The sequence below is a fragment of the Pseudomonas sp. SDO524_S393 genome (genome assembly GCF_054071875.1).
The window spans coordinates 49463-74213 of sequence record NZ_JBSVVZ010000009.1; the positions used below are offsets into that span (position 1 = coordinate 49463).

The window sequence follows — 24751 nt, forward strand, 5'->3', positions numbered from 1 at the left end:
TTTTGAAATGATTTTTGAAATGCCTAAGAGCGAATAAAAATGAAAAAAACGTCTTTTATCGCATGGTTGAATTCCCGGAGTGTCCAACGCTCCCTGAACCTGTTTTCTGCGCCCGCCCTGCCTGCCGTTCTCGTACGGAGGCTGCCATGAACCAGACGCTGACTGCACCGCGCGTCTGGACAGACGGCAAGCGTCACCTGTGGTGGCTGGGCATCATGCCTTTGGCAACACCCCTGCTTTCCGGCGCGCTCGCCATCACCACCGGCATCCAGCAATTGTGGTGGGTGGGTGTGCTGGTGATCTTTGGCCTGATCCCGCTGATCGACGGTCTGCTGGGCGAAGACGTCAGCAACCCGCCGGAGTCGGCCGTCAGCCACCTCGAATCTCAACGCTATTACCGCTGGATCGTGTACACCGGCGTGCTGTTCGTGATTTCGTCAGTGGTGATCACCGGCTGGCTGGCCGCTGACGGTATCGACTGGATCATCGGCGGGGGCCTGCTTCACGCCGTGAGCGGGCTTGAGGCTTCCAGTTGGCAGGCACAGGCCGCCAGTTACATCACGAGCCGCGTGCAACTGCATGGTGAGATCAGCTGGTTCACTTACCTGGGCATGGCCATGTCCACCGGTGCTGCCACCGGCATTGCCATCAACACGGCCCATGAACTGGGGCACAAGCCCAACCCGCTGGAAGTGTTCCTGGCCAAGGTCACATTGGCACCAACCTTCTATGGGCATTTCTACACCGAACACAACCGTGGCCATCATGTGCGTGTCGCCACTCCGGAAGACCCGGCCAGCTCACGCCTGGGTGAGAGTTTCTGGGCATTCCTGCCGCGCTCGGTGTGGTTCAGCGCACGTTCGGCCTGGAACCTGGAGCGCGAACGCCTGCGCAAACTCGGTCTGTCGGCCTGGCATTGGAAGAACGCCGTGCTCAGCGCCTGGCTCTACAGCGTGGTGTTGTGGGGCGCGATGATTGCCTGGTTGGGGATGGCGGTGGTTCCGTTCCTGATTATCCAGGGCATCTACGGCTTCTCGTTGCTGGAAGTAGTGAACTATGTGGAGCACTACGGGCTTAAGCGTCAGAAGTTGCCCAACGGTCGTTATGAGCGTTGTTCACCCCGGCATTCGTGGAACAGCAACCGGATCGTCACCAATATCTTTCTGTTCCAGTTGCAGCGGCATTCCGATCACCATGCCAACCCCACGCGCAGTTATCAGTCGTTGCGCCACTTTGATGAGTCACCGCAACTGCCATATGGTTATGCGAGCATGATTGTCTGGGCGTATGTGCCTTACTTGTGGCGACGACGCATGGATCACCGGGTACTTAATCATTATGCCGGGGATATCACACTCACCAATCTCCAGCCGTCACAACGATTGAAGTACCTGGAAAAGTACAGTAATAGCGCCACACCGTTTTGACGTAACTCGTTAGTTGGGCGAACGCGTGACACGTGTACCGCGCGGGTCTGTTCGCCCTGAGTTTACCGATGGCGTGGCTGGAAAGTTGTTTGACCCTACAACAATAACTTCAAGGGAAGGACGTACCTATTATGCAAAGCCCTGCCAAGTTCACTGTCCATGTCGTTTTGGCCGCCCTGGGCCTGATCGCCTATCACCAGGCCCAGGCTGCCCGTATCGAACCGGCCGGCAGCGCCTTTACGGCGCAAGGCCCGATCAGCTTCTCCAAAGGTGCGCTGATCAGCGCCGACTGCACCATCAAGGTGGCCGGCAAGGTGGCGGCCGATGGTTCGTCGGTCAATGTCGATAAAGTCGAGTTCGACGGCGGCCTCAAGTGCAGCCGTGTCGAAGCCACCAACTTGCCGTGGATTCTAGTCGCCAAAGATACCCGAAGCGGCTCCATGTCGAAGATCAGCGTGGATGTTCACGCCTTCGGCCTCGGCGGCAAGTGCGGTCCTTCAACGGCTGAGGGTACTTGGGATAACGCCACCGGAAAGTTGGAGGCCGCCAATGTGCCGATTGGCGAAGACTGCAAGATCAAGACGGTGTCGATCAAGATGCCGCCTAACTTCAAAGTTGTCGAATAAGACTCTCCGACGGTTGTAAGCGGTAATTGAATTGAGATTTGGCTGGAAAGGGAAGTTCTGCAGTTTCACCGTGACCTCTCGATCATGGCCATTACCCCTGGCGAAATGAATTCGCCATAACATGTGAGGAAAAACAATGAAAAGCTTGAAAGCCCTCGTTTGTGCAACTTCGTTCGCGCTGTGCTTCGGTGCCGTTTCGATGGCCAATGCAGCAACTATCGCACCGGCGGGTGCTGCATTCTCCACCGCCGGCTCGATCACTGTTACGTCGCCTGCTTCCCTGAATCTTCCGGTCACCTGCAACATCGTCTTTACCGGCACTGTTGCCGCCAACGGCTCCAGCGCGTCCATCACCGGCGCCACCGTCAGTGGTTCCAACTCGCTCTGCGCAGTGCCTGTCCTGCAAGGGCTGCCATGGACCCTCGCGGTCACCGGCGGTGGCCCGACTGCTTTCACCGGTACCGTTTCGGGCGTGAAATTCAAGATCCTGTCGGACTGCACCGCGACACCAGTGACCATCAATGTCGGCTTCAACAACAGCACCAATACCCTCAGCGTACCGAGCGCCCAGACCGTGGGCTCTTGCAAGATCACGGCTCTGACCGCAGTGCCAACCCCTGTCTTTACCGTTTCTCCATAAGCGTCATGCGCTTGACGTGGTGATCACACGTTGAAAGACGCCAGTGCCTCGCAAGAGGCACTGGTTGCGGTAGTCCAGGTCGGTGAAACCGATCGTGGAGGATAAAAACAATAACGGAGTGGAGCATGGATAATAAGAAACAGCAGGCACGCACTTTGTTGAGCCTCGCCGTTCTCGGCGGTCTCATCACTGTGGCTGGGCACGCACACGCTGGCGGTTTTGCTACACCGACTTTCGGTGCTCCAGGCTGGGGGCGCGCCTTCGGTGGGGGATCGTTGTTCCAGAACGACCCTTCCGCGGCGTATAACAACCCGGCGGCCATGGCCTTTATCGATCGCAATATTTCCCAGTTCACTGTCGATTACGCACGGATCGATATCAAGTACAAAGGCACAGCCAAAGACTATGCAGGTAACGCGCCTGCCGCTGTCGACCCCACGGATCTCAGTTCCACTCCGCGTACCGGAGATGGCGGTCAGGGTGGTTTTACCGCGTGGTTGCCAACCGGCTTTATGGTGATGCCGATCAATGATCGTTTCGCCTTCGGACTTAGCCAGGTGGTGCCATTGGGTGCGCGCACCACGTGGGATCAGGATTGGATTGGTCGTGACTTCGCCGTCGATACCCGCATTGAAACCGTCGGTGTGACCGGTTCGTTATCCTTCAAGGTCAATGACCAGTTCTCGGTGGGTGCCGGCGCAATTGTCCAGCACACCAAGGGCTTTGTAAGCCAGAACCTGGACCTGTATGCGGCAGCGGCGCTGTCACCCACCATCGGTATTCCGTTCCCCTCCGGCGTAGGCAGCTCGTTGATGCGTGTGAAGGTGGACAACACCTCCGTGGGCTGGTTTGCCGGCGTCGCCTGGAAACCCACAGAATTCGATACTCTGGGCTTGAACTACCACGCGAAAATCAAGAATAAGCTGGAGGGCAAGTACAGCATTTATGCGGACGAAGCGAACAAGGCACTGATCGACGGCGGCCTGCCTGCGTTGGCTTATCCGGGGCTTACCCTCAACTCCAACGGTGCCAATGCGACCACACAATTGGACGTTCCGGCCAATGCCTCCGTCGACTGGGTTCACCAGTTCAACGATCGCCTCACCTTGGGCGCCAGTGTGACCTGGACCCAATGGTCGTCATTCAAGTCGCTGACGTTGAAGTCCGACGGCGTGCAAATTGTGTCGATTCCCTATAACTACAAGGATGCCTGGATGGTGTCGCTGGGCGGCGATTACAAATTTACCGACGACTTTACCTTCCGCGCAGGTGTTGCCACCGACCAGACACCGACGCGCAACTCCACGCGTGACCCGCGTATTCCTGACGGGGACCGGATTTTTGCGTCGCTGGGGTTTGGCTACAACATCCGCGCCATCCCTGGCTTTAGTATTGACGGTGCCTATTCACGGCAGTTCGTCGAGAAAGCCAAGCTGCGCACTCACAACCAGGATCGTCTTGGCGGAGCAACCCTGGACGGCAAGGCAGACGCGAAGGGTGAGGTTGTCAGTCTTTCCGCGACGTACGCGTTCTGATCCCACTCAAACCTGTTTGGCGCCGTTTGGCGAGGGTCGCCGTAGCGACCCTTATCGATGTTTCACCTCACGGTTGAACCAGGCTGGCCTGCACAGCCATTTTTTTTTGCCCAAAGATTAAATAAAAATTTCAAAACAAAATTTGAATTCGGTTTTGCAAGTTTGTAGTGTGGCTTTACGTCGTCGGTCATTTCGACCGGACGAACCTGAGCCGTACCCTGAATCGAGTAGAGGTATCCCCATGGTTATCTGGTTATTGGCGGGTTTCGCAGCTGCGATTGCCCTGGCGTATCGACAAGCTGCGGCCACTGTTTGGCTGGGCGTTGGCCTGATCTGGTTGGCGGTGGGCTATCTGTTCAATGTGATCGCCACGCTTGGCATCACGGTTGCGGCGGTGCTGGTCATCGCACCGGCCTTGCTGCTGGCAATCAAACCCCTGCGCCGTGCGTTGTTGACGAGCAAGGCGCTGGGCCTGTTCCGCACCATCATGCCCGCGATGTCTGACACCGAACGGGCGGCCATCGAATCCGGCACGGTCTGGTGGGATGCCGAATTGTTCAGCGGCAAGCCCGACTGGCAACGGTTGTTGAGCGCGGCGCCGGCCAGCTTGAGTGCCGAGGAGCAAGCCTTCCTCGACAACGAAGTCGAAACCCTCTGCGACATGGCCAACGACTGGGAAACCACCCAGATCTGGCAGGACCTGTCCCCCGAAGGCTGGCAGTACACCAAGGACGCCGGCTTCCTCGGCATGATCATTCCCAAGCAATACGGTGGCAAAGGCTTCTCCCACTATGCCCATTCCCAAGTGGTGATGAAGCTGTCGACCCGTTGCTCGGCGGCGGCGATTTCGGTGATGGTGCCCAACTCCCTGGGCCCGGCCGAGTTGCTGTTGCACTACGGCACCGATGCCCAGCGCAATTACTACTTGCCGCGTCTGGCCCGCGGTGAAGACATCCCGTGTTTCGCCCTGACCAGCCCGTATGCCGGTTCCGATGCAGGCGCCATTCCCGACCTGGGCATCGTCTGCAAAGGCATCCATGAAGGCGAAGAAGTGCTCGGTTTCAAGGTGACCTGGGACAAGCGCTACATCACCCTCGGCCCGATTGCCACCGTGCTCGGCCTGGCGTTTCGCGCCGAAGACCCGGACGGCTTGCTCGGCGCCCCAGGTTCACTCGGCATTACGTGTGCGCTGATTCCAACCTCCCATCCGGGCGTCAACAGCGGCCGTCGCCACTGGCCGCTGAATGCGGTGTTCCAGAACGGCCCGACCACCGGCAAGGACGTGTTCATTCCGCTGGAGTGGGTGATTGGTGGTCGTGAGCAGGTCGGCAACGGCTGGCGCATGTTGATGGAATGCCTGGCGGCCGGTCGCGCAATTTCCCTGCCGTCGGCCAACGTTGGCCTGGGCAAGGTCGCCGTGCGCGGCACCACGGCCTACGCGGCGATGCGCAAGCAATTCGGCTTGCCCATCGGCAAATTCGAGGGCGTGCAAGCGCCGTTGGCGCGCATGGCCGGGCACTTGTACGCCTGTGATGCGGTGCGCAAAGTGTCGGTGGCGTCCCTGGATGCCGGCGAAAAACCGTCGGTGATCTCGGCCATCGCCAAATACCACGTCACCGAACGTGCACGGATCATCGTCAACGACGGCATGGACATCGTCGCCGGCAAGGGCATCTGCATGGGCCCGAACAACTTCCTGGCCCGTGCCTACCAGCAAAGCCCCATCGCCATTACGGTGGAGGGGGCAAACATCATGACCCGCTGCCTGATCATCTTTGGCCAGGGCCTGATCCGTTGCCATCCCTATGTGTTCCGCGAAATGGAAGCGGCGCGCAACCCGGACCGACGCAAGGCGCTGGAAGCCTTCGACACTGCAATGTTCGGCCACGTGAGCTTTGTACTGGCCAATACCGTACGCGCTGTCGTGCATTCGCTGACCGGTGGGCGGCTGATTTCGGCTCCGGCCAAGACCGACCCGGCGCTGGCATCCTACTACCGCCAGGCCAATCGACTGTCGGTGGTGCTGGCGTTGATCTCGGATATTTCCATGGGCGTACTGGGCGGGGCCCTCAAGCGCAAGGAAAGTATCACCGGGCGGCTGGGGGATATTCTGTCGCAGCTGTACATCCTGTCCTGCGTACTCAAGCGTTTTGAAGATGATGGCCGGCCCCAGGCGGACCTGCCGTTGGTGCACTGGGCTGCACAGGATGCGTTGTTGCGCGCCCATGAAGCCTTGGCCGAAGTGCTGGATAACTACCCGTCGAAAGCCACCGCAAGCGTGCTGAAAGTGTTGACGTTCCCGCTCGGCATTCCCCTGCGTAAACCCTCCGACCATTTGCTGGCCCGGGTGGCGGACGTGGTGCAGACCCCGGGCGAGACCCGTGACCGCCTGCTGGCCAATTCCTACATACCGCGTCCGGAAATCGACAAGCTGGCTTACGGTGAATTGGGTTTCCGCCTGTTGCCCCAAGTGGAACTGATCGAGGCACGGCTCAAGGCCGCCGTGAAGCAGGGCGTGATCGAACCCATGCCGATTTCCGCTGCTGCGTTCACCGCCTGGCGTATCAAGGCGCGGGCGCTGGACCTGATCAGCGACGACGAAGACACCTTGCTGGGACGCTACGTGGAATACGCCGACCATGGCATCCAGGTCGACGACTTCCCGCAGGATTTCGGTTTGCTGGAGGCGTTGCAACAGCGCAAGCAGGCGTTGGAACCGGCGGTAAAACGTCGCAACAGCCAGAGCGAAAACGCCTCGGTCAATTAGGACAAGCACGGTCAATGTGAGCGCTGGCTTGCCTGCGATAGCGGTACACCTGACACCGCTGGCGCAGGCAGGTCAGCTCCCACAGGGAATCGGGTTTACACGGTCAGAATGTGTTGTGAGTGAATGTCTCTATGAGTGACAGCTACCTTTCTTTCGTCAATTCCCCCTGGGGTCGGCGCCTGGCCCAGGCCGTCGGCCTGCCGCAACCGCTACCGCTGCAACGCCATCGCAGCGGCCAGCACGGGTTGGTCAACCCGGTGATCATCGCCGGGGCAGGGCGCCTGATCGAGCCGGTGCAACAGGTGCTTGAAGCCACCGACACCGTGGCCGCCATCCCGGCGACCCCCAAGGCGCCGTCCACGGTCAAGGTGCAGGGCGCGGTGTTCGACGCCAGCGGCGTGACGGACTTGCAGCAACTCGATGAGCTCTACGTGTTCTTCCATGCGAACGCCAAGCGCATCGGCCACCATGGCCGTGTGGTGGTGCTCGGCACGGCGCCGGAGCATTGCAGGGATTTGCCCCAAGCCATCGCCCAGCGCGCCCTGGAAGGGCTGGTGCGCTCGCTGGCCAAGGAGCTGCGCCGGGCGATCACCGTGCAATTGATCTACGTGGCGCCGGGTGCCGAAGCGGCGCTGGACAGCAGCCTGCGCTTTTTTCTGTCGCGCCGTTCGGCCTACGTGTCCGGGCAAGTGGTGCGCCTGGAAAACACGGTGGACGGCAATAACACGATCAACTGGGATAAGCCCTTTGTCGGTCGCCGCGCCTTGGTGACCGGCGCCTCCCGTGGTATCGGGCTGGCCATCGCGCAGGTGTTGGCACGTGATGGTGCCCATGTGGTGTGTGTGGACGTGCCTCAGTCCCATGAGGCCCTGCAGCAGGCGGCCAGCAGTGTCGGCGGATCGGCATTGCCGCTGGACATCACCGCCACCGACGCGGCTTCGCTGTTGCAGGCCCATGTCAGTCAATACGGTGCATTCGATGTGGTGGTGCACAACGCCGGCATCACCCGCGACAAAACCATCGCCAAAATGACCGAAGCCGCGTGGCGCAGCGTACTGGCGGTGAACCTGGAGGCACCGCTGCAATTGAGCAGCGCGTTGCTGGACAGCCAGGGGCTGAACCCGGGAGGGCGGATTGTGTGCGTGTCGTCGATTTCCGGCATTGCCGGCAACCTGGGGCAGAGTAACTACGCCACCTCCAAAGCCGGGGTGATTGGCCTGGTACAAGGCCTGGCACCAAAGGCGGCTGCGCAGCAGGTGACGGTCAACGGGGTGGCGCCCGGGTTCATCGAGACCCAGATGACCGCGAAGATCCCGTTGATGATCCGCGAGGCGGGGCGACGCATGAATTCCTTGTCCCAGGGCGGTCAGCCCATCGATGTGGCCGAAACCATCGCCTGGCTGGCGCACCCGGCGTCCGGTGGGGTCAACGGCCAAGTCGTACGCGTCTGCGGCCAAAGCCTGTTGGGGGCCTGAGCCATGGACTACGTGACCCAGATCATCGACCCACCCCCGTCGCGCATGCGTTTGTTGATCGACGGTGCGCGCGCCCTGCGCAAGCCCAAACTCGACGGTGCGCCGTTGCTGCCCAGGGAGCGCCTGGTGCGCGCGGCGGTGGCGTTGTCGCCCAGCGACATTGCCGCCTATGGCCGCGCCTGCGGGTTCCGTCGCGAACAGGGCGTGCCACTGTCCTATCCCCATGTGCTGGCGTTCCCGCTGCACCTGATGCTGCTGACTCGACCGAGTTTTCCGTACCCGGCCAGCGGCATGGTGCACCTGGCCAATCGCATTCATCAGCACCGGCGCTTGCACGAGGGGCAGGCGTTGCGCCTTGAGGTGTATTGCGAGCGCTGGGTCGCCCATCCCAAGGGCCAGGCGTTAAGCATCGCCACCCGCGCCTACGGCGACGATGCCCTGGTGTGGGAAAGCGACAGCCTGTATTTGCGCCGTGACGTCAAGGCACCGGTCGGGGAGCCCTGGGGCGATGGGTTGCCGTTGCCGGAAGAGGGCTTGTTGCGCACCCAGCGCTGGACGCTGCCCGCCGACCTGGGCCGACGCTTTGCCAAGGTGTCGGGGGACTTCAACCCGATCCATACCTCGGTGATCGGCGCGAAGATCTTCGGCTTTCGCCGTGCCATCGCCCATGGCATGTGGACCCTGGGCCGCGCACTGGCCGCCCAGCAACCGCCCGGCGGACTGGACCAGGCCGAGGCCCATTGCGAGTTCAAACTGCCGATCTTCCTGCCCGGCCAGGTGGCGCTCTGGAGCCGCCCCGTGACGAGCCCGCGCCGTGAATTCGAAGTGCGCAATGTCGCCGGCGACAAGCCCCATATGCGCGGCCTCTTTATCTGGAATGAGACCTGTCGATGAGTGACTACAGCTTCAATCCGGCCCCGGTGCGTCGCGTCGCGATCATCGGCGGCAACCGCATCCCGTTTGCCCGCTCCAACACGGTGTACGCCCATGACAGCAACCAGGATTTGCTGGTGGCTGCGCTGCAAGGCCTGGTGGATCGCTACAACCTGCACGGCCAGCGCCTGGGGGAGTTTGCCGCCGGCGCGGTGATCAAGCATTCCCGGGACTTCAACCTCGCGCGTGAAGCCCTGCTGTCGACCACCTTGTCCCCCGACACACCCGCCTACGATGTCCAGCAAGCCTGCGGCACGGGTTTGGAAGCCGCGTTGCTGGTGGCCAATAAAATCGCCCTGGGCCAGATCGACGTGGGCGTTGCCGGCGGCGCCGACACTACCTCCGATGCGCCCATCGGCATCAACGAATCGTTGCGCCACACCTTGCTGGCGGCCAACCGTGCCAAGGGCATGGGGGCAAAACTGCGGGCCTTGTCGAAGGTGCGTCCATCGATGTTGTTCAAGCCGTTGCTGCCGCGCAATGGCGAGCCGCGCACGGGCCTGTCCATGGGCGAGCACTGTGAAGAAATGGCCAAGCGCTGGCAGATCAAGCGTTTGGCCCAGGATGAACTGACCCTCAGCAGCCATCAGCGGCTGGACGCGGCGTACCGGCGCGGTTTTTTCGACGACCTGATCAGCCCATATCGTGGCCTGGCCCGCGACAACAACCTGCGCGCGGACGCCAGCCTGGAGAAGCTCGCCGGCTTGTCTCCGGCCTACGATCGGCAGAACGGCACGCTCACCGCCGGCAACTCCACACCGCTGACCGATGGCGCCTCAGTGGTGTTGCTGGCCAGCGAGGAATGGGCCGCGGCCCACGGGTGGCCGGTGCTGGCTTACCTGCGCACCGGCGAAACGGCGGCGGTGAACTTCGTCGACGGCACCGAGGGCCTATTGATGGCCCCGGCCTATGCCGTGCCGCGCATGCTCGCGCGCGAGGGCTTGAGCTTTGCCGATTTCGATTTTTTCGAGATCCATGAAGCGTTCGCCGCCCAGGTGCTGTGCACGCTGAAAGCCTGGGAAGACGCCGATTATTGCCGCGAGCGTCTAGGCTTGGAAGCACCGCTGGGGCCCATTGACCGCAGCAAGATGAACGTCAACGGTGGCTCGCTGGGCTGCGGCCATCCGTTCGCCGCCACCGGCGGCCGGCAACTGGCGGCGCTGGCCAAGGCCATCCATGAGCGCGGCGGCGGGCGCGGCCTGATTTCCATTTGTGCGGCGGGAGGGCTGGGGATTACCGCCATCGTCGAAAAGTAGCGTCATCCAAAACAACAATAAGGAGACTGCCATGAACACTGTCAGCCTGGAACAAACCGAACGGATCTGGTTGAACGCTTACTTGCCCGGCGTGCCGGCGGACATCGAAGCCGGTATCGAGGACTACCCATCGTTGCGCGAAGTGTTTCTGGAACACTTGGAGCGTTATCGCGAGCGAGTTGCCTACGTCAGCATCGGCACCGAAATGACCTATGCCGATTGGCAGGCCCAGGGCGTCGCCTTCGCCGCCTGGCTGCAAGGGCAGGGTGTGAAGAAGGGCGACCGTGTGGCGCTGATGATGCCCAATTGCTTGCAGTATCCCATCTGCCTGCTGGGCACCACCCTGGCCGGGGCGGTGGTGGTCAACGTCAACCCGCTGTACACCGCCCACGAGCTCAAGCACTTGCTCAAGGACAGCGAAGCCGAAACCGTGGTGATCTTCGAGAACTTCGCCCACACCCTGGAAAAAATCATCGCCGGCAGCAGCGTCAAGCGTGTCGTGGTGGCGGCCATCGGCGACCTGCTCGGTACGTTCAAGGGCGCGGCGATGAACTTCATCCTGCGGCGCGTGCAAAAACAGGTGCCCGACTTCAACCTGCGCGGCGCGCTGCGCTTCAATCAGGTACTGAAGCAGGGGCGCGCGCTCAATCACTTCCCGGTGGCCATGGCGCTCGATGACCTGGCTTTTTTGCAATACACCGGCGGTACCACCGGCGATGCCAAGGGGGTGATGCTCAGCCACCGCAATATCATCGCCAACCTGTTGCAGGCCAAGGCCTGGGTCGGTGATCAGCTGGACCAGAACCAGCAGGAAACCAACGTCACGCTGCTGCCGCTGTATCACATTTTTTCGCTCACGGTGAACTGCCTGATGTTCATGTGCCTGGGTGGGCGCAACATCCTGATCGCCAACCCGCGGGACGTGAAGCGTGTGCAGATGATCCTGCGCAAGGAGCGTTTCAATGGGATTGCCGGGGTTAACACGCTGTTCAATGGGTTGCTGGAAAACAAGGAGTTCTGTGCGCGGGACTTTTCTGACCTGCGCATGGTGATCGCCGGCGGCATGGCCACGCATACGTCGGTGGCGCAGCGCTGGAAGGAGGTCACCGGGCTGCCGATCATCGAAGGCTACGGCCTGACCGAATGCTCGCCGGTGGTGAGCATCAGCCCTATCGATATTGCACGCATGCGGGAGATGGAGTTCACCGGCAGCATCGGCGTGCCGTTGCCATCCACCTGGGTACGCTTTTTACGCGAAGACGGTGAGCTGGCGGAGGTGGGCGAACAAGGCGAGTTGCAGGTACGCGGCCCGCAGGTGATGCAAGGGTATTGGAAGCGATCCAAGGAAACCGCCGAAGTGCTGGATGCCGAAGGCTGGTTGTCCACGGGCGATATCGGGGTGATGGACGAACGTGGATACATTCGCCTGGTGGACCGCAAAAAAGACATGATCCTGGTCTCGGGTTTCAACGTGTACCCCAACGAGATCGAGGATGTGGTGGCGCTGCACCCGGGGGTTGGTGAAGTGGCAGCCATTGGCGTGGAGGACAGCATCACCGGGGAAAAGGTGAAGATTATCGTGGTACGCAAGGACCCGAACCTGACCCAGGAACAAATCCTCGCCCACTGCCGTGAATACCTGACGGGTTACAAAGTGCCCAAGTACGTGGAGTTCCGCACTACCGAGCTGCCCAAGACCACTGTGGGCAAGGTTCTGCGCCGCGCCTTGCGCTGATTTCAAGATGCAGGTAATCCAATTGTGGGAGCGAGCAAGCCCGCTCCCACATTTTAGATCGTGCCCACGCTGACCCAGCGTTCTTCCTTCGCCGCAACGCGAATCGCCGTCGCCAGCCGCTCCACAGCCCACGCTGTCTCAAAGTCGGTGCCATCGGCCCCTTGCCCGGCCAGGGCCATGATCAGTTCCTGCACTTCCAGCGTCTTCAATTCGTTGTAACCCAATTGATGCCCCGCCGCCGGGCTGAACGCGGCGTAACCGGGCAAGGCAGGGCCCGCGAGCAGGCGCTGGAAGCCGTCCTGGCCGACGCGACACAGGCGCAGTTCATTCAGGCGCTCCTGATCGAACGCCAACGTGCCTTGCGTCCCGCTGATCTCGAAACTCAGGTGATTCTTGTAGCCGTGCTTGAGCCAGCTGCTGCTGACCGTGCCGCGTGCGCCATTGGCAAAGCGCAGCAGGGCGTGAACCTGGTCGTCCACCGCGATGGCTTTATGTTCGGCGCTGCCTTTTACGGCTGGGCGCCGGGCGTGCACGGTCTGGGTGTCGGCGCATACGCTGAGCACATCGCCCACCAGGTAACGCGCCATCGACAGCAAATGGCTGCCCAGGTCTGCCAGGGCGCCGCCGGCATGTTCCACTTCACAACGCCATGACCATGGGGAGTCCGGGTCACCCATGAAGTCTTCGCTGAATTCGCCCTGGAAACTGATGATCTCGCCCAGCTCGCCATTGGCAATCATCTGCCGGGCCAAGGTGATCATCGGGTTGTGCTGATAGTTGTAGCCCACCCGCGTCACTACTCCGGCGGCACTCGCCGCGCGGCGCATGGCGTCGGCCTGTTCCAGGCTGACCGCCAAGGGCTTTTCGCAATACACCGCCTTGCCTGCCGCGATGGCCGCCATGGCCATGGGGTAATGCAAGTGATTGGGGGTCGTGATGGCCACGACATCGACCTTGGGGTCGTCGATCAGGGCCTGCCAGTCGCCATGGGCCTGGGCAAACCCCCAGGCGCTGGCGCAGCGCACGGCGCGCTCGGTGTCGGCATCGGCCAGGGCGGCCAGCTTGAGGTTTACCGGCAATTCAAACACTGCCCGGGCATTGTTGAACGCCAGGGCATGGGCACGGCCCATGAAGCCTGTGCCGATCAGGCCGATTCCGAGTTCGCGCATACGCCTACGTCCTTTGGATTATTGTTTTCAGGAAGGCTATTAATGGAATAAAAATTCTCAAAACTCAATAGATGGAATTAAAATTCATAGCGAGGTCGGCAATCAGTCTGGCGAATGCGGCTATATTCAGCCGACGCGCAAACGCCCGTCAGTTAACAAAAGATAACGTAGCGCCGATTGTCAGACGATTCGAAAGCCCGATAGGATGGCCCCTGCTGACCCTGGGCGCTCTAGATTGCAGGTTTCAGAGCCCCGGAAGGCGAGACGACCTAACAATAATAAATGGGAGAAAGGTCTATGAGTGAGCCTGTCATGGGTTGGGTTGTTTGCCGCCCACGCGCCGCACGCAAGCTTGCGTTGCTGGCCACAGCGCTCTCGCTGTTTGCAGGTGTTGCAGGGTCCATACCCGCGCAGGCCGCCAGCGATACCCCTGCAACACCCGTGTTCGCGATTGAATCCCCCAAGGCCGCCAAGGGCCTGATGATCGATGTGGTCCACGCCGGCAAGCGCCTGGTGGCGGTCGGTGATCGCGGGCACATCCTCTATTCCGACGACCAGGGCAGCACCTGGACCCAGGCCAAAGTGCCCACCCGTCAGTTGCTCACGGCGGTGTTTTTTGTCGATGACAAACAAGGCTGGGCGGTGGGCCACGATGCACAGATCCTCGCCAGTTCCGACGGCGGTGCCACCTGGACCCAGCAATTTCAAGACCTCAAGCGCGAAGCGCCGTTGCTCGATATCTGGTTCAAGGACGCCGAACACGGCCTGGCCGTGGGCGCCTACGGTGCGCTGATCGAAACCACCGACGGCGGCAAGACCTGGGACGACGTCAGCGACCGCCTCGACAATGAAGACCAGTTCCACCTCAATGCCATCGCCGCTATCAAGGACGCCGGCCTGTTCATCGTCGGCGAGCAGGGCAGCATGTTCCGTTCCAGCGATGACGGCCAGACCTGGGAAAAACTCGAAGGCCCCTACGAGGGCTCGCTGTTTGGCGTGATCGGCACCGCGCAACCGCAAACCCTGCTGGCCTACGGTTTGCGCGGCAACCTGTACCGTTCCACGGATTTTGGCAGCACCTGGGAGCCCGTCGAATTGAACGCCGCGCGGGGAGCGCTGGAGTTCGGCCTGTCGGGCGCGACCTTGCTGGAAGACGGCTCGATTGTCGTCGTTGGCAACGGCGGCAGCGTGGTGGTCAGCCACGATGACGGGGTGACGTTCAGCGTGTTCAACCGCCCGGATCGCATTTCGTTGTCATCAGTGACGGCGGCGGGCAACGGGAACCTGATTCTGGCCGGGCAGGGCGGTGTTCGTGTCGCTACGCCCACCGGCGCTGAACCTACAAAACAATAAGAAGGCGGGGAAAGAATGAGCACTCATCACAACGATAAAGCGACCTTTCTTGAGCGCCTGATCTTCAACAACCGTCCGGCAGTGATCGTCATCTGCCTGCTGGTGAGTATTTTCCTGTTCTGGCAGGCGACCTTGATTCGCCCGTCCACCAGTTTCGAAAAGATGATCCCCCTCAAGCATCCCTTCATCGAGAAGATGATGGAGCACCGCAACGACCTGGCGAACCTGGGCAACACGGTGCGCATCTCGGTGGAAGCCAAGGACGGTGACATCTTCACGAAGGAATACATGGAGACCCTGCGTCAGATCAACGACGAGGTGTTCTACATTTCCGGCGTCGATCGCTCCGGCCTCAAGTCGCTGTGGAGCCCCAGCGTGCGCTGGACCGAAGTGACCGAAGAAGGCTTCGCCGGCGGCGAAGTGATCCCGCAGAGCTATAACGGTTCGCCGCAAAGCCTCGATCAACTGCGCAACAACGTGCTCAAGTCGGGGCAGGTCGGACGCCTGGTGGCCAACGACTTCAAATCGAGCATTGTCGACATTCCGCTGCTGGAGTCGTACCCGGACCCACAGGACCAGGGCAAATTGCTGGCCCTGGACTATCAGAAGTTTTCCCATGAGCTGGAAGACAAGATCCGCACCAAGTTCCAGGAGCAGAACCCCAACGTGCAGATCCATATCGTCGGGTTCGCCAAGAAGGTCGGTGACCTGATCGACGGCCTGATCATGGTGGTGCTGTTCTTCGGCGTCGCGTTCGTCATCACCCTGGTGCTGTTGTACTGGTTCACCTGGTGCATCCGCAGCACCATCGCCGTGCTGATCACCACGCTGGTGGCGGTGGTCTGGCAACTGGGTTTGATGCACGCCGCCGGTTTTGGCCTGGATCCCTACTCGATGCTGGTGCCGTTCCTGATCTTCGCCATCGGCATTTCCCACGGTGTGCAGAAGATCAATGGTATCGCCTTGCAGTCCAGCGACGCCGACAACGCCCTGACCGCTGCGCGCCGCACCTTCCGCCAACTGTTCCTGCCGGGCATGATCGCGATCCTGGCCGACGCGGTGGGCTTCATTACGCTGCTGATCATCGACATCGGTGTGATCCGCGAACTGGCCATCGGCGCCTCCATCGGCGTGGCGGTGATCGTGTTCACTAACCTGATCCTGCTACCCGTGGCGATTTCCTACGTGGGCATCAGCAAACGCGCCATCGAGCGCAGTAAAAAGGATGCGCACCGCGAACATGGTTTCTGGCGCCTGTTGTCGAAATTCGCCAGCCCGAAAGTCGCGCCGGTCTCGATCTTCCTGGCGTTGGTCGCCTTTGGTGGTGGCCTCTGGTACAGCCAGAACCTGAAGATCGGCGACCTCGATCAGGGCGCGCCGGAGTTGCGCCCGGACTCGCGCTACAACAAGGACAACAACTTCATCATCAGCAACTACTCCACCAGTTCCGACGTGCTGGTGGTGATGGTCAAGACCAAGGCCGAAGGCTGCTCGCGCTATGAAGCCATGGCGCCCATCGACCAGCTGATGTGGAAGATGCAGAACACCGAGGGCGTGCAGTCGGCCATCTCGCTGGTGACCGTGTCCAAGCAGATGATCAAGGGGATGAACGAGGGCAACCTGAAATGGGAAACCCTGTCGCGCAACCCCGACGTGTTGAACAACTCCATCGCCCGTGCCGATGGCCTGTACAACAACAATTGCTCCCTGGCGCCGGTGCTGGTGTTCCTCAACGACCACAAGGCCGAAACCCTCGACCGCGCCGTGCATGCGGTGCAGGATTTTGCCAAGGAAAACAATCGCGACGGCCTGGAGTTCATCCTGGCGGCAGGTAACGCCGGCATCGAAGCCGCCACCAACGAGGTGATCAAGGAGTCGGAGCTGACCATCCTGATCCTGGTGTACCTATGCGTGGCGACCATGTGCATGATCACCTTCCGCTCCTGGGCGGCAACCCTGTGCATCGTGCTGCCGCTGGTGCTGACCTCGGTGCTGGGCAACGCGCTGATGGCGTTCATGGGCATCGGCGTCAAGGTCGCGACCCTGCCGGTGGTGGCGCTGGGCGTGGGGATTGGCGTGGACTACGGCATCTATATCTACAGCCGTCTGGAAAGTTTCCTGCGTGCCGGCCTGCCGTTGCAGGAAGCGTACTACCAGACGCTCAAGTCCACCGGCAAAGCCGTACTGTTCACCGGGCTGTGCCTGGCGATTGGTGTGTGCACCTGGATCTTCTCGGCGATCAAGTTCCAGGCCGACATGGGCCTGATGCTGACCTTCATGTTGCTGTGGAACATGTTCGGTGCGCTGTGGCTGCTGCCAGCACTGGCGCGGTTTCTGATCAAACCGGAGAAACTGGCCGGGCAGAAAGGCAACTCACTCTTCGCACATTGAGGTTCATGGCTCATTGCTGCGAGGCACGGCGGGGGATTTGACCTATCATGTGTCTTTTCCCCCGCAGTGACTCCCCACCATGACCGACACGCAACCCAACCTGAGCACCGCCCTGAACGACAGCGACATGCTGATCATCGACGGGCTGCACGCCTTCGACTTCAAGTTCGACAAGCATTTGCAGATCGAAAGCATGGATGGCCGGGAACTCAAGCGTTGGACGTTCAGTCCAGAACAACTCAATGCCGCCACCTTTGACGACAGCTTGCAGAGCTGGCTGCTGAGCAACGACGACGGTGAACACCGTCTGGTCTGCCTCAGTGCGTTCAAGGGCGACAACAACAATGAAGAGGACGATGCGGATGATGATGCGTAAATTCTGGCCGCTGCTGATGGCCGGCAGTGTTGGTGCGATGTCGGTGCAGGCCGCGCCGGCTGACACGTTTGAACTGTTGGTGGGCAGCTACACCGCCGGCACCAGCGAAGGCATTTATCGCTTGCAGTTCGACAGCCGCACCGGGCAATTCACCGGCAAGCCGGTGCTGGCGGCCAAGGCGGCCAATCCCTCGTGGCTGACCGTGTCGAAGGATGGCAAGCGCCTGTTCGTGGTCAATGAAAACGGTCCGGGCCAGAAAGACCCGGTAGGGCGCGTCAGCAGCTACCGCATCGACCCGCAGAACCATCAGTTGACCCTGATCAACCAGGTCCAGAGCCTGGGCAACGAGCCGACCCATTCCAGCGTGGCCGCCGATGGCCGCTACCTGTTCGTCGCCAACTATTCGGTACTGGAAGACCCGGGCGGCAGCCTGGCCATCCTGCCGCTGGATGCCGAAGGCAAGCTGTCGGCACCGGTGCAGTTGAGCGGGCACCCGGCCAGCCGCGTGAACCCTGAGCGCCAGGCGTCCAACCACGTGCATTCGGTGGTGTCATCGCCGGACGGCCAGTATGTGTTTGTGCAGGACCTGGGCGCGGACAAAATCTTTGCCTACCGCTATGACCCCAAGGCCAACCCCGAACGGCCTTTGACGGCGGCCAACCCGGCTTCGGTGCAGTTGCCCCCGGGCAGCGGCCCGCGTCATTTGCTGTTCAGCGCCGACGGCAAGCACGCCTGGCTGGCCACGGAGATGAGCGCGCAGATCGCGGTATTCGACTACAAGGACGGCCAGCTCAGCCAGACCCAACTCGTGGACTTCGCCGCCGGGCAACCGGTGTCGGACAAGGCCGGGGCAGCGCTGCATGCCTCCAGCGATGGCAAATTCCTGTACGTGAGCAACCGCGGCACCGCTAACCAGTTGCTGGTGTTCAGCATCGATCCGGCGACCGCGCACCTCAAGGAGCTGCAACGACGTTCCGTCGAAGGTGACCATCCGAGGGAGTTCAGCCTCGACCCCAGCGGCAAGTTCCTGCTGATCGCCAACCAGAAAAGCAATGAAATCGTGGTGGTCGAGCGCGACCCCAAGACCGGTCTGTTAGGCAAAACCGTACAGAAATTGGCGATCGATGCCCCCAGCGACCTCAAGTTCCTGGTGCGTCACTAAGCCACAGGCCCCGGATGACGGGGCCTGAACCTTTCTATTAATTCTATTAATAGCGGCTACTGTTTCAAAGCATTTCTAAGGCTTAGCCCTCGGGCGTAAGTTTGGTTCCAAGGCCTCACCGGCCACTCAACCAAACGAACACAAGGGTTACCGACATGAACTTGAACCTCTTCTCCATCATCGCCGCTTCCGCTGTTTCCGCCACTGTTGCGCTGCCAGCTTCCGCCAGCGTGGAAGTCACCGGCAAAAAATCCAGCACCAGTGCCTACACCCAGAAATACCTGCAACAGAGCGCCAACTTCTACGCAGCCCTGGATCACAAGACTCAGCAGTGAGCTAAAGAACACTGAATCATGTAGGAGCTGGCTTGTCAGGGTTTAGCCATTACCGCCATGAACAATGGCGACTCCAGAAACCGCTCAAGCCATGCCTGTAACCGTTTATACGAAGTCCCGGCAAACCACACTCGATCCACATGGGCATACTGACGCACGAAGGGCGCCAGTGCAGCATCCGCCAGGGTCAGGTGGTTGGCCACCAGGTAATCTCGCTCTGCCAGCAATCCTTCCAGCTTCTGCAAGAACACCTCACCCTCGGCCCGATAGTGTTCCATCGGCTGCTCGGGGTAGCGTTCGGCGTACTTGTATCGATTCAAGTGATACTTGAACCCGTTGTCGTTCTCTTCGATCAGCGCGAGCACTGCCGGATCGCCCTGTAGCAACCAATCATCCGGGTCATGCTGCGCCAAGGCCCACTGCATGATCTCCAGACTTTCTTCAATCACTTGCCCGTCAACGCTCAATACCGGCACCGTGCCCTTGGGCGACAGTGCAAGCATCTCGGCCGGCTTGGCCTTGAGGCTGACTTCGACAATGCGCACCGCAACGCCTGAATAACGCAAGGCCAGGCGGGCACGCATCGCATAGGGGCAGCGTCGGAACGAATACAGCAGCGCTTCGCTCACTTGACCTCCAGGGTACTCAAGCCGTTGCCTTGGCGCTTGACCTGGATCTGCACAGGGATGCGCTCGTGCATTTCCTGCACATGGGAAATCACCGCCACTTTGCGGCCCTGGGCCTGCAGGCCATCGAGAGCGTCCATCGCCAACTGCAGCGATTCGGGGTCGAGGCTGCCAAAGCCCTCGTCGATAAACAGCGATTCGATCTTCAAGGTACTGGACGCCATCGACGCCAGGCCCAATGCCAGCGCCAGCGACACCAGGAAAGTTTCGCCGCCCGACAGCGAATGCACCGAGCGCAGTTCATCGCCCATTTCCGTGTCCAGCACCAGCAGGCCAAGCAGGCTGCCGCCGCGCTTGAGACGGTAACGGCGCACCAGTTGGCGCAACTGCACGTTGGCGTGGTGCACCAGCAAATCGAGGTTGTAGGCCTGGGCGATCTTGCGGAAGGTGTCGCCGCTGGATGAGCCGATCAGCGCGCTCAGGCGTGCCCAGCGTTGATGTTCGCCGTGGGCCTTGGCAATCCTTTCGGTCAGCGCGTTGTTGGCGTCCTGACGGCGCTGGTCTTCGGATTGGCGAGCACGCCATTCGATGATCTGTTTCTCACTGTCGGCCAACTGTTGGTTGAGCGTTTCGAGGGCACTGTCCAGTTGGTCGGCCTGCGGCCCGCCATTGTGTTGAGCCTGATGCTCGGCCAGGCGTTGCTCGCGCTCTTGCAACAGGACCCTGGCTTGCTCGACGGCCTTTTCGCTGCCCTGCAAATGCTGACGCAGTTCGTTGACCTGGGTGTCGCTGAACGCCAGCAAACGGTCGAGCCCTTCGCTGTCCAGTTCGGGGTGCCGGGCGCGCCATTCGTTGATCCGCATGTCGAGGCTCTGTTGCTCGTCGTGCAAGGTCTGTTGGCGTTCCTGCTGGGCCTTGAGGTCGGCGACAAGCTGGATCAGGGTGCTGCGAATGTCCTGCACCTGCTGATTGGCGTCGGTTTCAGCCTGGCGTGAGTGCGCCACGGCGGCGTCGAGTTGCTGTTGCCAATGCTCGGCGCTGCTGTATTGGCCGAGCAGGGCTCCCAGTCTTTCCTGAACCGTATGTTGCTGCGCTGCCGTTTCGGTGACCGCGTGCTGCGCGGCTTCCCATTGTTGCTGGCGATGTTGTTGATTGGCCTGTTCCTTATCGAGGGCCTGCTGGCGCTGTTGCTGCTCTTCCAGTTCTTCGCGTTGGCGGTCCAGCTGTTCGACGCGCTGGCTGACCTGCTGATCAAGCTGCATGAAGGTGCTGGCCGGGTCATTGCGCAAACCGTCCAGTATGTCGGCGGGCAACAGGCTGGCGAAGCTGCCGAGTTCTTCTTCAAGACGCTTGCGGTCGGCCGCCAGCTCGCGTTGCTGGTCAGTCAGCAACTGACGTGCCTGCTGGCTCTCTTCCTGTACGGCTTGCAGTTGTTGCTGCAAGCGCCCGGCGTTCTTTTGCAGGTTGAGCAGGGCGCTCTGGCGTTGTTCGTCCTGGGTGATGCTTTGGGTGAGTTGGCTGAGTTGCTGTGCCAGCCAGGCGCTGCGTTGGACCGTGTCCTGGTTGAGCAGCGAGGTGCCGAGCGCGTGAGCTTGCAAGTTAGTCGTGCAAGTTGCCTGTAACGTAGCAAGATCTTCTTGCTGACTCAGGAAACCCTTTATCTGCCCGTTGATCCCACCCAGCTCGCCACGTAGCTCGATCAGTGTTTGATTGAGCGTATCGACGACATCTTGTGCAGTTTTTTGCTCATTCTCATCATGGCGCCCGAAGCTTTGCAGCAACGCTTCCGGTTGGTGATAAGGGTGTTCGTGACTCCCGCATACCGGGCAAGGATGATCGTCCTGAAGTGTTGCCCGCAGCTCTTCAACGCTTTCGCTACGTGCTGCACGTTGCCGTTCCAACAGTTGTTTGGTGACGGTCAACGTATGTTCGGCAGTCGTCAATTCAAGCTTTGCCTGCTTGCCCGATTGAATCAGACTTTCGCGTTGTTGATGGGCCTCTGCGAGTTTTTGAGTCAGTACGCCAGCTTGCTGGTCCAGCTGTACCTGGCTATCCCACAGACGCGTCAGTTCTTCGAACGCGCGGTGCTGTTTGCGATTGTCTTGCAGCAGGCTCGCCAGTAACTCGATTTGCTCGGCCACGGCATGGGGTTCGGCACCGGCTTCCTGATACAGCAGATTCAGGGCATCACGCTCCTGGGCGTACTGCTCGGCGGCGATTGCGGCGCGCTGTTCGAGCGCGGGCAACTCGGCCTGACCTTTGTTCAGTCGGCTACCGGTCTGCATCAGTTGTTGCAGGCTTGGGCGATACCCCTGCCAGGCTGAAGCGAGCGGCGCGAGCGCACTACTGCGCTCCAACTCGGACGCCAGAAGCTCGATGTGCGCGGCGGCTTGCTGATGCCGTTCCTGCAACGTGTTCAGCGCTGCCTGACCGTCTGCACACGCGGTCTGTTTGAGGCGTTGTTCGTCGGTGCGCTTGCCCAGTTCCTGGGCCAGGTGCGTCAACGTTGTCTGTTCGGCGAAGGCTTGTTGCAGCAGAGGCGCCGCATCGCCCTGATGTTTGAGCGCTTCGGCGAGGGCCGTACCGGCCAGCGATTGCTGCTGTTGCGCCTGACTCTGGCGCGTATGCAGCACGCTTTGTTGTTCGGTGTGCTGCTGAATCTGCACGGCGAGAGGTACGAGCAAGCTGCCCAGTTCGGCCTGGCGCGCAAATTGATGGCGCTGGGGCGCCAGTTGCTCCAGTCGGCTCAGGTCCTGGCGTTGCGGGTCCTGGTTTTCCCAGTGTTGCTGAGTATCACGTAAGTTTTCGACAGCGCTGAGTTGACGCTCCTGCAATTCACGCAATTCCTTGAGCCACTTATGTTGCGACTCAAGCTGTTTGAGTTGTGCTTGCTGGGTCCTGAAGTGCTGCTGGGCGTCGGCCAGTTGCTGATCCAGTTCGGCGCGGGCTTCGGCGGTCAGGGGCGCCACGCCGGCGGATTGGTCTTGCAACAGCTTGAGCGCTTCGCGCGCTTCTTTGGTCTTGTCAAAGGCGCGGCGGCCGAGGCGGGTATACAGCGCCGTGTCGGTGAGTTTTTCCAGCAGCTCGCTGCGTTCGTTGTCATCGGCCTTGAGAAAGGCGCTGAACTCGCTTTGCGCCAGCAGCACGGCGCGGGTGAACTGTTCGAAGTTCAGGCCGAGTGCCGTTTCGAGTTGGGTCTTGTATTCGCCTTTCTGGCTGGCGAGCAATTGATCCTGGTCGATATCGCGCAGGCTCTGGCGGCTGGCCTGCAAATTTCCTCCGGCTTTCTCGCGGGCGCGATTGGCCTCCCAGCGCGCGCGGTAGCGACGACCGTCGATCCCGACGAAATCCACTTCGGCATAACCTTCTCCGGTACCACGGCGCAGCAACGTACGCGGGTCACCGATGGCGATTTCACCGTCGGCGTCGGGGATCTTTGCATCGCGTTTCGTGTGGTTCAAACGCGGTACCGCGCCAAACAACGCCAGGCACAGCGCATCCAGCAGGGTGCTTTTCCCGGCGCCGGTCGGCCCGGTAATCGCGAACAACCCGGCGCTGGCCAGGGGGTCGGCGGTAAAGTCGATCTCGAACGGGCCGGCCAGGGAAGCCAGGTTTTTCAGGCGAATGGCGAGAATCTTCATGGCTGTTCACCCTCCTGTTGTACTTCCTGGAGCAGCACGGCGAAATCCTTCAGGGTCTGTTCATCGACTTCGCTGCCATAACTGTCCTGCCAGGCGCGGCTGAACAGTTCCTGGGGCGTGAGCTGGTCCAGTTCGACGAGACGGTCCTCATCGTTGCCTTCACGATTGCCGTTACCCGCGTATTCGGCAGCGATGCGCACGAGGCGTACAGCCTTGCCTTGCAGGGCGTTTTCGATTTGCTGGCGCAGGTCCGGTTGAGGCTCGTCAAGGCGCACGCGCACTTCCAGCCAGGGTTGACGCTGGGTATCGGCGAGCAGGTCGATGTCGGGCAGCTCGGCCAGGGCTGCGAGAATATCGGCCAGGGGCGCGGCGTCCAGGCGTTGCAGGTTGACGGCGCGGGGAATCAGGCGGGGCTCGACGCTGACCAGTCGTTCGCCCTGGAAGCGCACATCGAGGATCTGATGCTTGTAGTTGATTTCGGAGAACGACAAGGGAATCGGCGATCCACTGTAGCGAATACGCTCCTCGCCATTCACCTGCTGCGGCTTGTGCAAGTGCCCGAGGGCGACATAGGCGACACGCCGGTCGAACAGTTTGGCCGGCAGCGCTTCGGCATTGCCAATGATCAGGCTGCGCTCGGAGTCTTCCGACACCGAGCCACCGGCCATGTGCGCATGGCTGATGGCAATCAACGCCTGGCCCTTATTGCGCTTGGCGTTGGCCGCGGCAATCAGCCCCTCGTGCACCTGGGCGATACCGCGCAGGTAGTCATCGCCCAAGTGCGCGCCCGTCACCTCCGCCGGACGCAAGAATGGCAGGGCCAGGCACCAGGCGGCGATTTTGCCTTTGGCGTTCGGCAGGGGGATCAACAGACGTTCGGCGTCGAGTTGACCGTCGTCCAACCACAGCACCCGACCCAGGGCGTGGGTGCGCAAACGGCGCATCAACGGCGCGGGCAATTCGATACGCGAACCGGAGTCATGGTTGCCGGCGATCATCACGATGGTGAGGTCGGGGTTCTGTTCGTGGGCGCTGATGATGAAGTCATACAGACGCTCCTGAGCCTTGAGCGGCGGGTTGACCGTGTCGAAGATATCACCGGCGATCAGCAGCGCATCCGGGCGCTCGGCCTTTAACTGGCCCAGCAGCCACTGGAGAAAACAGGCATGTTCGAAGTCGCGCTCCTGGCCATGCAGGTTTTGCCCAAGGTGCCAGTCGGAGGTGTGAAACAGACGCAAGGCGAACTCCGTGAAAAAGATGAAAAGGAAGGGAGTTTACACGCAGATCCCGAGTGGGAGGGGCAC

At 60.9% G+C, this 24751-nt stretch carries 18 protein-coding genes; 14 read left to right on the plus strand and 4 right to left on the minus strand.

Annotated features, from left to right (window positions below):
* Window positions 1-146: 146 nt before the first annotated feature.
* From ACW9IB_RS06430 to ACW9IB_RS06470, 9 genes are all read left to right on the plus strand, one after another.
* Window positions 147-1427 (plus strand): alkane 1-monooxygenase, encoded by a 1281-nt coding sequence (locus tag ACW9IB_RS06430; protein WP_457367993.1) that lies wholly within the window; start codon window positions 147-149, stop codon window positions 1425-1427.
* A 131-nt stretch (window positions 1428-1558) separates the two neighbouring features.
* Window positions 1559-2053 carry an alkane oxidation protein activator PraA gene (praA, locus tag ACW9IB_RS06435; RefSeq protein WP_457412820.1) on the plus strand — a complete coding sequence of 165 codons (495 nt, stop codon included), beginning with the start codon at window positions 1559-1561 and terminating at the stop codon, window positions 2051-2053.
* Between the two features lie 136 nt (window positions 2054-2189).
* Window positions 2190-2693, plus strand: a complete 504-nt coding sequence (gene praB, locus ACW9IB_RS06440; protein ID WP_457412821.1) for an alkane oxidation protein activator PraB — start codon at window positions 2190-2192, stop codon at window positions 2691-2693.
* A 125-nt stretch (window positions 2694-2818) separates the two neighbouring features.
* Window positions 2819-4228, plus strand: coding sequence for an outer membrane protein transport protein (locus tag ACW9IB_RS06445; protein ID WP_457412823.1), 1410 nt, complete (start codon window positions 2819-2821; stop codon window positions 4226-4228).
* 241 nt (window positions 4229-4469) lie between these two features.
* Window positions 4470-6995: an acyl-CoA dehydrogenase gene (locus ACW9IB_RS06450; protein ID WP_457412824.1), complete on the plus strand. Its 2526-nt coding sequence runs from the start codon at window positions 4470-4472 to the stop codon at window positions 6993-6995.
* Between the two features lie 131 nt (window positions 6996-7126).
* On the plus strand, window positions 7127-8470 hold the full coding sequence (locus tag ACW9IB_RS06455) for a 3-oxoacyl-ACP reductase (RefSeq protein ID WP_457412826.1): 1344 nt from the start codon (window positions 7127-7129) through the stop codon (window positions 8468-8470).
* Window positions 8471-8473: 3 nt separating this feature from the next.
* Window positions 8474-9364: a MaoC family dehydratase gene (locus ACW9IB_RS06460; protein WP_457367999.1), complete on the plus strand. Its 891-nt coding sequence runs from the start codon at window positions 8474-8476 to the stop codon at window positions 9362-9364.
* Window positions 9361-10659, plus strand: a complete 1299-nt coding sequence (locus ACW9IB_RS06465) for an acetyl-CoA C-acetyltransferase (RefSeq protein WP_457412828.1) — start codon at window positions 9361-9363, stop codon at window positions 10657-10659. Before ACW9IB_RS06460 ends, ACW9IB_RS06465 begins: the two co-directional genes overlap by 4 nt.
* A gap of 31 nt (window positions 10660-10690) precedes the next feature.
* Window positions 10691-12394: an AMP-binding protein gene (locus tag ACW9IB_RS06470; RefSeq protein WP_457412830.1), complete on the plus strand. Its 1704-nt coding sequence runs from the start codon at window positions 10691-10693 to the stop codon at window positions 12392-12394.
* Window positions 12395-12447: 53 nt separating this feature from the next.
* On the opposite strand, the gene ACW9IB_RS06475 is transcribed toward ACW9IB_RS06470, so the two are convergent.
* Complete coding sequence (locus ACW9IB_RS06475) at window positions 12448-13563, minus strand: Gfo/Idh/MocA family protein (RefSeq protein ID WP_457368002.1); 1116 nt, start codon at window positions 13561-13563, stop codon at window positions 12448-12450.
* Window positions 13564-13875: 312 nt separating this feature from the next.
* On the opposite strand from ACW9IB_RS06475, the gene ACW9IB_RS06480 reads away from it, so the two are divergent.
* From ACW9IB_RS06480 to ACW9IB_RS06500, 5 genes are all read left to right on the plus strand, one after another.
* The gene (locus ACW9IB_RS06480) at window positions 13876-14916 is read left to right on the plus strand and encodes a WD40/YVTN/BNR-like repeat-containing protein (RefSeq protein ID WP_457412877.1); all 1041 of its coding nucleotides are present in this window, start codon (window positions 13876-13878) and stop codon (window positions 14914-14916) included.
* A gap of 15 nt (window positions 14917-14931) precedes the next feature.
* Window positions 14932-17307, plus strand: coding sequence for an efflux RND transporter permease subunit (locus tag ACW9IB_RS06485; protein ID WP_457412832.1), 2376 nt, complete (start codon window positions 14932-14934; stop codon window positions 17305-17307).
* Between the two features lie 79 nt (window positions 17308-17386).
* Window positions 17387-17683 carry a DUF5629 family protein gene (locus tag ACW9IB_RS06490; protein WP_457368004.1) on the plus strand — a complete coding sequence of 99 codons (297 nt, stop codon included), beginning with the start codon at window positions 17387-17389 and terminating at the stop codon, window positions 17681-17683.
* Entirely contained in the window at window positions 17670-18845 is a 1176-nt protein-coding gene (locus tag ACW9IB_RS06495; RefSeq protein ID WP_457412834.1) for a lactonase family protein, read from the plus strand. Before ACW9IB_RS06490 ends, ACW9IB_RS06495 begins: the two co-directional genes overlap by 14 nt.
* A 155-nt stretch (window positions 18846-19000) precedes the next feature.
* On the plus strand, window positions 19001-19180 hold the full coding sequence (locus ACW9IB_RS06500; RefSeq protein WP_457368006.1) for a hypothetical protein: 180 nt from the start codon (window positions 19001-19003) through the stop codon (window positions 19178-19180).
* A 35-nt stretch (window positions 19181-19215) separates the two neighbouring features.
* On the opposite strand, the gene ACW9IB_RS06505 is transcribed toward ACW9IB_RS06500, so the two are convergent.
* The 3 genes from ACW9IB_RS06505 to ACW9IB_RS06515 are packed head-to-tail and all read right to left on the minus strand — an operon-like array spanning window position 19216 to window position 24685.
* Window positions 19216-19809 carry a glutathione S-transferase gene (locus tag ACW9IB_RS06505; protein ID WP_457368097.1) on the minus strand — a complete coding sequence of 198 codons (594 nt, stop codon included), beginning with the start codon at window positions 19807-19809 and terminating at the stop codon, window positions 19216-19218.
* The gene (locus tag ACW9IB_RS06510; protein ID WP_457412836.1) at window positions 19806-23447 is read right to left on the minus strand and encodes an AAA family ATPase; all 3642 of its coding nucleotides are present in this window, start codon (window positions 23445-23447) and stop codon (window positions 19806-19808) included. The genes ACW9IB_RS06505 and ACW9IB_RS06510 overlap by 4 nt, the downstream gene beginning before the upstream one ends.
* Window positions 23444-24685, minus strand: a complete 1242-nt coding sequence (locus ACW9IB_RS06515) for an exonuclease SbcCD subunit D C-terminal domain-containing protein (RefSeq protein WP_457412838.1) — start codon at window positions 24683-24685, stop codon at window positions 23444-23446. The genes ACW9IB_RS06510 and ACW9IB_RS06515 overlap by 4 nt, the downstream gene beginning before the upstream one ends.
* Window positions 24686-24751: the final 66 nt, after the last annotated feature.